The following is a 10,961-nucleotide window of genomic DNA, read 5'->3' on the forward strand; positions in this document are numbered from 1 at the left end:
CTGAATGGATGTATCACGACTGCTCGACCAACTCAATGATAAACAGCGAGAGGCGGTGGCAGCGCCCAATGCCAATATGTTGGTGCTCGCGGGGGCGGGTAGCGGCAAAACGCGTGTGTTGGTGCATCGTATTGCGTGGATGATGGAAGTTGAAGCCATCGCACCCTTTAGCATTTTGGCGGTTACCTTTACCAATAAAGCCGCAAGAGAAATGCGCGGGCGTGTTGAGCATCTCATGAAAGCGCCTATGAACAGCATGTGGATTGGCACTTTTCACGGGCTCGCGCATCGACTTCTGCGCCTGCACTACGAAGATGCCGGCCTGCCGCAAAATTTTAGTATTCTTGATTCGGACGATCAGTATCGTTTAATAAAACGCTTACTTAAAGCAATGAACTTGGACGAGAAACACTGGCCGGCGAAACAAATCCAGTGGTTTATAAACGGCAATAAAGACGAAGGTCTGCGTGCGGCTCATGTTGAAACCCACAACGACCCAACGCAGCAAAAAATGAAAGAAATTTACGCGGCTTATGAGCAGACTTGCAAACGCTCTGGGCTGGTCGATTTTGCTGAACTCTTGCTGTTAGCCTTTGAGATTTTGCGCGACAATGAGTCGCTTCGTCATCATTATCAAAAACGCTTTAGAGCGGTCTTAGTAGACGAATTTCAAGATACAAACAACATTCAATATGCATGGCTGAAATTGCTCAAAAGCCCTGAAAACAGCATGATGATAGTGGGCGATGACGACCAATCTATTTATGGATGGCGAGGCGCTAACGTTGAAAATATTTCTCACTTTCTAAAAGATTTCCCCTCAAGCATTACCATTCGCCTTGAACAAAACTATCGCTCCACCAGCAATATTTTGCAGGCAGCTAACGCAGTGATTGCCAACAATCAGGGCCGCTTAGGAAAAGACCTGTGGACAGAGGGAGCAGAAGGAAAAAAAATAGCCCTATATGCCGGTTTTAACGAGATGGACGAAGCGCGGTTTATTGTGTCGCGCATCAAGCAGTTTTTTGATGATGGCGCCGCGCTGAAAGACTGCGCTATTTTATATCGTAACAATGCGCAGTCTCGTGTATTAGAAGAGGCTTTACTGCATGAAGGATTGGCTTATCGCATCTATGGCGGCCTGCGCTTTTTTGAGCGTCAAGAAATCAAAGACGCCTTAGCATACATGCGCCTTATAAATAACGTAATAGATGACGCAGCCTTTGAGCGGGTAGTAAACACACCTACTCGCGGGATGGGCGAAAAAACCTTGGCTAACATTCGTAGCCATGCCCGCGAGCACGAGCTGTCGATGTGGGATGCCAGTCAAACTATGCTCAGCGCCAAGCTATTGTCTGGCAGGGCGGCGAATGCGCTTCAAAGCTTTATTGACCTTATCAAAAAGCTGACTGAAAAAGTCGCTCCCCTACCGCTTGAGAAAAAAGCAGACGATATCATTAAGGGGTCGGGCTTATATGCGATGTATCAGGCTGAAAAGGGCGAAAAGGCGCAGGCACGAGTTGAAAACTTACAAGAATTAGTGACCGCCTGTAAGCAATTTGAGGCCCCAGAAGATGCCGAAGAAATGACCCCAATGGCAGCATTTTTAGCCCATGCATCCTTAGAGGCAGGAGATGCACAAGCCGACGCCGACCAAGATGCGGTGCAAATGATGACAATACACACCGCAAAGGGCTTGGAATTTCCCTTAGTCGTGCTTGCCGGTGTTGAAGAGGGTATGTTTCCAAGCAATATGAGTAATGACGAGCCCGGTCGACTTGAAGAAGAACGCAGACTGGCCTATGTGGGCATGACGCGTGCAATGCAACAGTTAGTGATTACCTATGCTGAAACTCGTCGACTTTACGGACAAGACAAATACCACACCGCATCGCGCTTCATTCGCGAAATCCCTACCGAATATATTGAAGAAATTAGACTACGCTCACAGGTGAGCCAACCCGTACACAACCGTTTTAGTGCCGCCAGTTCGCACGAGGCATTTGTAGATAGCGGTTTTACGCTAGGGCAGCGCGTGGCTCACAAGAAATTTGGAGAGGGGACCGTGCTCAATTATGAAGGCGCAGGCGACCACGGACGCGTGCAGGTCAACTTTGATGATTTTGGCAGTAAGTGGTTAGTGCTGGCTTACGCAAAACTGCAAAAAGTAGGCTAGCATTAAAATCAAGTAATAATAAATAAATGGCTAATCGCTTTTTAAACAATCGCTGTAGTATTGGTATACAAACGCGTCTTCTCATGGACGACACTGAAAAAAGGAATGATCATGGCCCAATCAAAAATGGTCCAATTAAAACGTTGGTTACTTACGCTTTTAATGCTTGTGTGCATTATTGCAGCCCTTGGCTTTGTTAAATTTACACAAATAAAAGCAGCCATCGCCTTTGGTGAATCGTTTCCCGAGCCCAGTGAAACGGTGCAAACCATGCAGGTAAGTGCTGCTCAATGGCAGCCGAAACTTGAGGTAATTGGCGAAATCAAAGCGATTCGATCAGTTGAGCTACGCAACGAATTTGAGGGCATTATCACCAAGGTTGCCTTTCCTTCAGGCGGCAGGGTAAATAAAGGCGACTTACTTGTACAACTCGACATTGCGCCCGAGCTTGCACAACTTGAAGCAATAAATGCGGAAATAGAGCTCGCCAAGCTCGACGTAAAACGTTTTTCAGACTTGCTCGAAGTACGCGCATCATCCAAAGACCAGTTTGACCGCGCAAACTCTCAGCTTATGGTTAATCGCGCCAGAGCGCGGGCTTTACAAGCCACTATAGACCGCAAGACCATTCTTGCACCCTTTAGCGGCACTACTAGCATTCACGATTGGGAAGTGGGTACTTACATCGCTGCGAATAGTGTAATAACCAGATTGGTAGGTGATTTAGACAGCGTGTGGGTCGATTTTTCTGTTCCGCAGTGGCAGTCGAACATTGAAATTGGAAGCAAGGTAAATGTTGCCGCGCCCAGTCTTATCAACGCCCCGCTTGAGGCGACTATCAGCGCGGTCAACCAACAAATAGCCAGCGGATCTCGAAGCGTTTTAGTGAGAGCTAAACTAAACAATACCATTGCCAAGTTTAAACCCGGCACGATTGTCAAAGTGCTTTTTCCAATTGATGAATATCAGCAGGTATTTCCCATTCCAAACGAGGCGCTGCGTTTTGATACCTTTGGCAGCTACGTTTATGTGTTAAACAAAGACGATAAGGGCGATTATCGGGCAAAACGCCGCCCTGTGTCGGTGGTAACCCGAGAACTCGATAAAGCGATGGTGACGCAAGGAATAGAAACCGGAGAGACGATAGCGACCGTAGGCTCTGCAAAATTGAGCGAGGGCTTATTGGTGTTCTCAGCAGACCAGCAAGCAAGTCGCTCTGCAGAGGCTAAGTAGTATGGCTAATTCTGATAAGGCTGCGCTTGAAGGCGCACAGAGCAAATCGGCACTTTCTGATAAAGAATCTAATTCCAAACTTATCAACACGCCGTCGGTCATGGATATATTTTCTAAGCGTCCGATTATTGCGGTAGTGCTCTCACTTGCCATTGTTTTGATTGGTATTCGTGCCTTTATCAACATCCCTGTTTTACAGTTTCCGCAAATTAGCAGTGCGTCTATTCAAATTACCACTCCCTATGTGGGCGCTTCAGCAGAAACAATACAGGGCTTTATTACCGAACCTATTGAGCGCGCGGCGTCGTCAGTGCCCGGTGTGGATTACGTCGACTCTAATACCACCCCGGGACTTAGTACGGTTACAGTGTGGTTGCGCTTGAATGAAGACAGTTCGTCTGCTTTAGCTGAACTGTCTTCACGTATTGACCAAATTCGCTTTGAACTGCCCGAGGGCGCAGAAGACCCGGCAATTCAAGTAGTGCGTGCCGACAGACCATTTGCCATATTCTATTTAACGGTTAACTACGACGAAGACCTTGCAGATATGTCGCGTTTGGAGGTTACCGATTACCTCAGCCGCAACGTATCGCCCACGCTAGCGTCTATTCCGGGTGTACAGCGGATTGGCTTAGAGGGCAGTCGTAATCCTGCCATGCGGATTTGGCTAGACCCTCAAAAAATGGCGGCTTTTGACGTGGCCGCGAACGACGTGTCGAATGCTTTGAGGGCAAACAACCTCATTGCGACTTTTGGCAACAGTGAAAACGATAAGCAGCGTATTGCTCTTTTAGCCGATACTAATTTAACGAGCATAGACGAATTTAAAAACCTCGTAGTACGTGAAGTAGACGGCGTACAAATTCGAATTCAAGATATTGCCGATGTTATGCTTGGCGAAGAAGAAGGCGTTGTGACCGCACGACTCGACAAAGACATTGTGCTGTATATTTCAGTGTGGCCCCTACCCGGCGCTAACGAAATAGAAATTGGCGACCGTCTCTATGTAATGATAGACGAAATAAACCGAACCCTGCCCCAAGGTCTTAGCATTACTGATGGCTATGACGGCACTTTGTACATGCGAGACGCACTCAAAGAAATCTTTATTACCCTAATTGAAACGGTCATTTTAGTTGGCATTGTTGTGCTTGCCATGATGGGCTCGTTTAGAACAGCGCTTGTGCCGCTTGTTACCATTCCCATATCGATTTTAGGCGCCATAGCCGCGATTTCTTTGGCCGGATTCTCGTTAAACCTGCTGACAATTTTGGCCATTGTACTGTCGGTAGGTTTGGTGGTCGACGATGCTATTGTGGTAGTTGAAAATGTGGCGCGCTACATGCGCTCCGGAATGGGCAGAATACAGGCAGCTCTCGCAAGCTCGAGACAGCTTTTAGCACCAATCATCAGTATGACAGTGACTTTAGCCGCGGTATATGCGCCTATTGGTCTATTATCAGGACTAACCGGCGCATTGTTTAAAGAGTTTGCTTTTACACTGGCAATTGCAGTGCTTATTTCTGGCGTAGTTGCTCTGACCTTGTCGCCAATCATGAGCGCTTATGCCTGCCCTGAGGGCGGTAAAGAAGGAAAAGTCACGCGTAAGGTCAACGGCGTATTTGAAATGCTGCAAGAAAAGTATGGGCGCTTGCTGGTACGCACTATCGAATATCGCTGGCAAATATTGGTATCGGCACTGGTACTATCGCTGCTAAGCGTGCCGTTTTATTTGCTGTCTCTCAAAGAACTTGCGCCCACCGAAGACCAGTCGAGCATCTCGGTGATCATCGAATCTGCGCCAGACGCCTCCATTGACTACACCATCAAGCATATGGATGACGTAGTAGATACCATGAAATCGCTCGAGGGCGCGAAATTCATGTGGCAAATCATGACGCCGTCCGGCGGTTTTTCGGGTGTAGACTTTACTCCGCTAAGTGAGCGCGAGCAAAACGTGCAAGATATGTACTGGCAAGCCTTCGGGCAGTTGAGCAGCGTGCCGGGCGTAAAGGCTTTTCCGGTGCTAGATTCCGCTCTGCCAACCGCAGGTAACTTTTCGGTTGAGCTTGTAGTACAAAGTACCGATGACTATATGCAAATGAAAGAATATGCAGATAAGTTCATTTCAGCGGCCTTGGCAAGCGGCAAGTTTTTATTTGCGAATACCGACTTAAAAATCGACCTTCCTCAGGCACGCTTTGTACTCAATCGTGAACATATTGCCGATTTAGGCATGGACTTATCGTCGGTAAGTCAGCAGCTTTCTACCCTTCTGTCGGGTAATTTTGTGAACCGCTACAACCAAGACGGGCGAGCGTATCGCGTAATCCCCATGCTAAAAGAAAGCGACCGTTTAAATCCTGATGCAGTGCTGGATTTGCAAATACGCACCCCAAGCGGCGATTTGATACCGGTGCGCTCAATCGCCAGTTTAGAAACTGAAACTGCGCCGCGCGTGCTCGCCAAGTTCCAGCAAAAAAATGCCTTCCGCATTTTTGCAGAAGTGGTGCCCGGCACAACAAAAGAGCAAGGTCTATCCACACTTGAAGAGATTGCGTCAGAGCTCTTACCCGCTACCTATTCAATCGACTATGCAGGCGAGTCGAGGCAAATACGCCTTGAGGGCAATACCCTTGAAGGCGTTTTGCTTATTGCCTTGGTGTTTGTTTATTTGGTACTGGCTGTGCAGTTTAATAGCCTGCGCGATCCGCTTGTGGTCTTACTTGGGTCGGTACCTTTGGCCTTATCAGGCGCGATGATGTTTTCATTTTTAGATTTCACGACCATCAACATCTACTCACAGGTGGGTTTTATTACCTTGGTGGGTTTAATCGCAAAAAACGGAATACTGATTGTGGAGTTTGCTAATCATATGCAGCGTCAAGGCTTGAACAAGCTTGAGGCGGTTCAAGAAGCTGCAAAGACGCGGCTACGACCGGTGCTCATGACCACCGCCGCCACGGTGTTAGGTCACTTTCCCTTGGTATTAGTAACTGGACCGGGCGCTGAGGCGCGTAACAGCATAGGTATCATTCTCGTTGCCGGTATGTTGGTAGGCACGTTCTTTACCTTGATTGTATTGCCGAGCGTATATTTAACCCTTGCGTCGGATCACAGCAAAGATGACGAGCATGAAGCCATGGCTAATGCGCCATTAACAGGCAATACTTAGTTAAGGCCGCATCCTAGTCTTAGTTAGGTTTTTAGTTAAGGTAACAACTGAGGTTTGAGCGAAGGTGTGAATTAGGCCTCAGACGAGGCCTATGGCATGTTGTTTTAAGCAATTCGCGCCGTTGCTTTGCTTGTCGGGCTACACAGGCTTAGGCACCCGTTTACTCTTGCGGTAATGATTGAGTGAGTCGTAGGTAAAAATTGCTAGCGCCGTCCACACCATTGCGAAGGTCGTAAGGCGCGCGTCGCTTAAGGGCTCATGATATACCAAGGTGGCAAGGCCAAACATGATAGAGGGACCTATGTATTGAAACATGCCCAAGGTAGAGTACTTAATGCGTCGGGCCGCAGCAGTAAAACACAATAGAGGCGCGGTAGTGAGCACGCCTGCAAACAGCAGCAAGTAATTTAAGCTTGCCTCGTTGGCGCTGAAGTCTGCGGTCACGGTCGCAAAAAAGGCCCAATAAATGAGTGCAGCCGGCAGCATCATGCTAGTTTCAATGAATAAACCAGGCATTGAGTCAACACTTACTTGTTTACGCAACAGTCCGTAAATACTAAAACTAAATGCCAAGGTCAGCGCGACATAGGGCGGCTGTCCGTATGAAACAACTAAAATACCCACTCCTACCACCGCCAAACCCACAGCAATTTTTTGCACAGTTCGCAGTCGCTCACCTAAAAACACCCTGCCCAAAAACACGTTGATTAGCGGATTAATGAAATAACCGAGGCTCGCCTCAAGTAAAAAATCATTATTGACGGCCCAAATAAACAAAAGCCAGTTACCGGCGAGTAAAATGCCGGCAGCAAATAAGGTCAGCACCACCCGCTTAGACTTTAAGGCAGTACTTACTTTAGAAAAATGCTTTAGCCCTGCGATTAAAATCAACAGCACCAATACTGACCAAACTACTCTATGCATAAGAATTTCAGGCGCTGGAATATGCGTCAGCGCTTTAAAATAGAGCGGCGCGATGCCCCACATACTGTATGCAGCAACGGCGAACAGCATGCCTGCTTTAGTTTGGTCTGATGAGCTCAAAGCGTCTCCCTTATGCGGACAATTAACAGGTGAAGTGTGAGCAAAAAAGCCTTACTTCACAAAGAGCGCGGATTGTCGGTTAAAGCCTAACATTACGCAAGGTCAAATATGCATACAATATAGCTCATTATTCGAACACATTAAGGCGCGTATGCAGCAAAAAACACCTTAACTCAAACTCTTAGCAGTCTGTCCTAAAGTGCATCATGATTTTAAAGTGTAAAGTCGGTACACTTGCGCCCATCAATTATCCTTAATAAGTGGCCGTTTTATACCTGTGAATGCTGTTGACGCTATGCCCGCAAACGACAAGATGCAAACCTGTCACAAGGTACTCAAAGAGACCTTTGGCTACGATGTGTTTCGCGACGGGCAAAAAGAAGTAATTGAGCAAGTGCTCGCCGGAAACGACAGCTTGATTTTACTGCCCACGGGAGGCGGGAAATCGCTTTGCTACCAAGTACCCGCGCTGGTATTTGACGGTGTTACCTTAGTTATCTCTCCGCTTATTTCATTGATGCAAGACCAAGTTCAGCAACTGCGCGAACAAGGGGTAGAAGCGGCCTATTTAAACTCCAGCTTGGCACAAGAGCAGGCCGCTGAGGTTATCGAAGCCCTTAAAAATAATACTATCGACCTACTATACGTTGCGCCTGAACGCATGTTGCAAAGCTACTTTCTCAATCTTGTTCGTCAATGCAATATAAGTTTAATTGCAGTAGACGAAGCGCACTGCGTGAGTCATTGGGGACACGATTTTCGCCAAGACTATCGCAATTTAGGTCAGCTTAAAGACGTGCTTGGACATGTGCCCATGATGGCACTTACCGCCACAGCAGATATCGCTACCCAGCAAGACATTTTGCATCAGCTTAATATGCACAATGCTTTTGTGCATAAAGGAGGATTTGACCGGCCCAATATTCGCTATAATCTTTTGCGCAAGTATAAGGGCTTTGACCAAGTGGTAAATTTTGTATGCCAGCAGTCAGGCAACAGCGGCATTGTATACTGCAACAGTCGTGCAAAGGTTGACGACCTGACTGCGAAGCTTAAACAGGCTGGTATTCGCTGCGATGCATACCATGCCGGACGCGACAACGAGATGCGCGAGTTGGTACAAACGCAGTTTTTAAAAGACCAACTACAAGTAGTGGTCGCTACTGTAGCCTTTGGCATGGGCATCAATAAGTCGAACGTGCGCTTTGTTGTGCATCACGACGTACCCCGAAGCGTAGAAGCTTTTTATCAAGAAACGGGCCGTGCTGGCCGCGACGGTATGCCAGCAGAGGCCTTGCTTTTATACGACGAGCGCGACGGAGCGCGCATTAAAAAATGGATCGCCGACGGCAGCACAGCCGACCGCTTTGCCATTGAAATGCATAAATTTGAAGCGATGCAGTCGTTTGCCGAAGCGCAAACCTGTAGGCGCCAAGTCTTATTAAACTATTTTGCTGACTATCGCGATAGCCCTTGCGGTAACTGTGATATTTGCCTTGATCCACCAAAAATGTTCGACGGCACGGTAGATGCGCAAAAAGTTTTATCATGTGTTTATCGCTTAAAGCTAGAGACGCGCGTACAGCATGTGATTGATGTACTGCGCGGATTACAACATAAAGGCATACTAGACGCAGGCCACGACAAACTCTCAACCTATGGTATTGGAAAAGCGCAATCTGATAGCTATTGGCATAATATTATTCAGCAATTAATTCATGTGGGTTTGCTGTTTATTGATATGACTCGCTCAGGCGTTTTATGTTTAACGCCAACAGCTAGAGCGGTGCTCAAAGGCGAGAAAAATGTTGAGTTAGCAGTACCGAAATTTGCAGTCACACAAGGCAAAAAGGATAAGTATGTACCCACTAACCTAGATACAAAACTGTTTGACAAGCTCAAAGCTTTACGTCGCCTCATTGCAGACGATCTCGACAAGCCAGCTTTTGTGATATTTTCTGATGCAACGCTTGCTGATATGACGCGTCAGCAACCCACCACCCCCAGCGCGTTTTTAGATGTCACTGGGGTGGGTGTAAGTAAATTAGAAAAGTATGGCGACGCCTTCATAGGCTTGATTAAAGACTACCTAGACGCACAGTAACAATTAAGCTACTCAGCACTACTGATTAATAGACGCTTCTGCCTCTGCCATTTTCTTCATTGCCGCTTGATAAGACGGTATCGCCTGAACTCTTGCCACATAAGCGCTCATATTTGGAAAGGCCTTTAAACGATCGGTTTTTTGCAGTGCCTCCATACCAAAACTCATTTGCACATCGGCAATGGTTGGCGAATCGCCCACAAAGAAGGTTTTATCGGCTAAATGAGCCTCTACAAATGCTAAATTACGCGATATCACCTTATTGAAATAAGCATCCAAAATGGCGTCTATCAGTTTGTTTGCAATAAACTTTACAAAAAACGGCTTCGCCTTCGCCCGCGCTTTGTTCATTACCATAGCGGCAACCAGAGGCGGCAAAAAGCTCCCCTCACTGTAATGCGACCAAAATTGCACTTGGATGTGCGCGCTCGGGTCGTCAGCCTTTAAAAGCTCTTTGGCATCCGCTTGCTGCACAATGTACTCGCAGATTGCACCCGACTCAGCCAACATTTCATCATTGTGCTCAAGCAATGGCGCTGAGCCTAAAGGGTGAAGACGCTTAAACTCCTCAGGCGCAAGGCTTGTTTGAGGGTCTCTGGCGTAAGCTTTGATTTGGTAATCAGCACCAATCATTTCAAGCAGCCAAACAATGCGCTGGGAGCGCGAGTCTTTCAAATGATGAAGGGTAAACATGAACACTATTCTTCCTTAAAACGTTAGGTATCTAATCCTTACTCTAAGAAAGGTCATTTAGTTTGTTTTACTCGTATGTTTAATCCCCCCGCCGCTTGGGTCCATGCTTGCATAAAAAGCTGCCAGATCGGCAATATCTTCATCGGTGAGTTTTCGTGCATGGGGCGTCATGGCCATATTCACTCTCTCACCCGAACGATAAGCTTGAAGCGCAAGCACCAAATATTGTTCCTTTTGACCGGCTAAATTAGGATAAATAGGCACAATTGAAATACCATTTTTACCGTGGCACTGTCCGCAAATAGCCGACTTCCCCTCACCTTTTGCAGGATCGCCAGATGCCATTGGCTGTCCACAGGCCGTTAAAAACAAAGCGCATAACAGCAGAATAAAGGTATAAGCATGTTTACCCATTCTCAATGAGTGGGCTAAACCAAATAACAAATAAAGACGTGACTGTGCGTTCTGCTGCATGGCGATTTTCCATCTGAATGTTGCTTTAAAATAAGCTTGTTTATAGGCAAAACCTAAACAAA

7 protein-coding genes are annotated in these 10,961 nt (G+C 47.1%); 4 read left to right on the forward strand and 3 right to left on the reverse strand.

Translation table 11 applies throughout. The features are described 5' to 3' along the window. Window positions 1-4 precede the first annotated feature (4 nt). The 3 genes from uvrD (at window position 5) to ACFO4O_RS13130 (ending at window position 6,584) form a co-directional block, all read left to right on the forward strand. The gene (gene uvrD / locus ACFO4O_RS13120; protein WP_382409246.1) at window positions 5-2,176 is read left to right on the forward strand and encodes a DNA helicase II; all 2,172 of its coding nucleotides are present in this window, start codon (window positions 5-7) and stop codon (window positions 2,174-2,176) included. Between the two features lie 111 nt (window positions 2,177-2,287). Further along, complete coding sequence (locus ACFO4O_RS13125; RefSeq protein ID WP_382409248.1) at window positions 2,288-3,409, forward strand: efflux RND transporter periplasmic adaptor subunit; 1,122 nt, start codon at window positions 2,288-2,290, stop codon at window positions 3,407-3,409. 100 nt (window positions 3,410-3,509) lie between these two features. After that, window positions 3,510-6,584 carry an efflux RND transporter permease subunit gene (locus ACFO4O_RS13130; protein ID WP_382409606.1) on the forward strand — a complete coding sequence of 1,025 codons (3,075 nt, stop codon included), beginning with the start codon at window positions 3,510-3,512 and terminating at the stop codon, window positions 6,582-6,584. A 138-nt stretch (window positions 6,585-6,722) separates the two neighbouring features. Here ACFO4O_RS13130 and rarD read toward each other — a convergent pair whose 3' ends face one another. Further along, the gene (gene rarD, locus ACFO4O_RS13135; RefSeq protein ID WP_382409608.1) at window positions 6,723-7,598 is read right to left on the reverse strand and encodes an EamA family transporter RarD; all 876 of its coding nucleotides are present in this window, start codon (window positions 7,596-7,598) and stop codon (window positions 6,723-6,725) included. A 325-nt stretch (window positions 7,599-7,923) separates the two neighbouring features. On the opposite strand from rarD, the gene recQ reads away from it, so the two are divergent. Next, entirely contained in the window at window positions 7,924-9,732 is a 1,809-nt protein-coding gene (recQ, locus tag ACFO4O_RS13140; RefSeq protein ID WP_382409610.1) for a DNA helicase RecQ, read from the forward strand. Between the two features lie 18 nt (window positions 9,733-9,750). Here recQ and ACFO4O_RS13145 read toward each other — a convergent pair whose 3' ends face one another. Together ACFO4O_RS13145 and ACFO4O_RS13150 are read right to left on the reverse strand one after the other, a co-directional pair. After that, window positions 9,751-10,425 (reverse strand): glutathione S-transferase family protein, encoded by a 675-nt coding sequence (locus ACFO4O_RS13145; RefSeq protein ID WP_382409612.1) that lies wholly within the window; start codon window positions 10,423-10,425, stop codon window positions 9,751-9,753. Window positions 10,426-10,482: 57 nt separating this feature from the next. After that, entirely contained in the window at window positions 10,483-10,770 is a 288-nt protein-coding gene (locus ACFO4O_RS13150; protein WP_382409613.1) for a c-type cytochrome, read from the reverse strand. Window positions 10,771-10,961 lie beyond the last annotated feature (191 nt).

The organism is Glaciecola siphonariae (genome assembly GCF_042652645.1).
Taxonomy (GTDB): domain Bacteria; phylum Pseudomonadota; class Gammaproteobacteria; order Enterobacterales; family Alteromonadaceae; genus Glaciecola; species Glaciecola siphonariae.

Bases quoted from the DNA above. Each gene is read 5' to 3' on its own strand.
- uvrD (WP_382409246.1), top strand. From the start codon at position 5: ATGGATGTATCACGACTGCTCGACCAACTCAATGATAAACAGCGAGAG.
- ACFO4O_RS13125 (WP_382409248.1), top strand. From the start codon at position 2,288: ATGGCCCAATCAAAAATGGTCCAATTAAAACGTTGGTTACTTACGCTT.
- ACFO4O_RS13130 (WP_382409606.1), top strand. From the start codon at position 3,510: ATGGATATATTTTCTAAGCGTCCGATTATTGCGGTAGTGCTCTCACTT.
- rarD (WP_382409608.1), bottom strand. From the start codon at position 7,598: ATGCTGTTCGCCGTTGCTGCATACAGTATGTGGGGCATCGCGCCGCTC.
- recQ (WP_382409610.1), top strand. From the start codon at position 7,924: ATGCCCGCAAACGACAAGATGCAAACCTGTCACAAGGTACTCAAAGAG.
- ACFO4O_RS13145 (WP_382409612.1), bottom strand. From the start codon at position 10,425: ATGTTTACCCTTCATCATTTGAAAGACTCGCGCTCCCAGCGCATTGTT.
- ACFO4O_RS13150 (WP_382409613.1), bottom strand. From the start codon at position 10,770: ATGGCATCTGGCGATCCTGCAAAAGGTGAGGGGAAGTCGGCTATTTGC.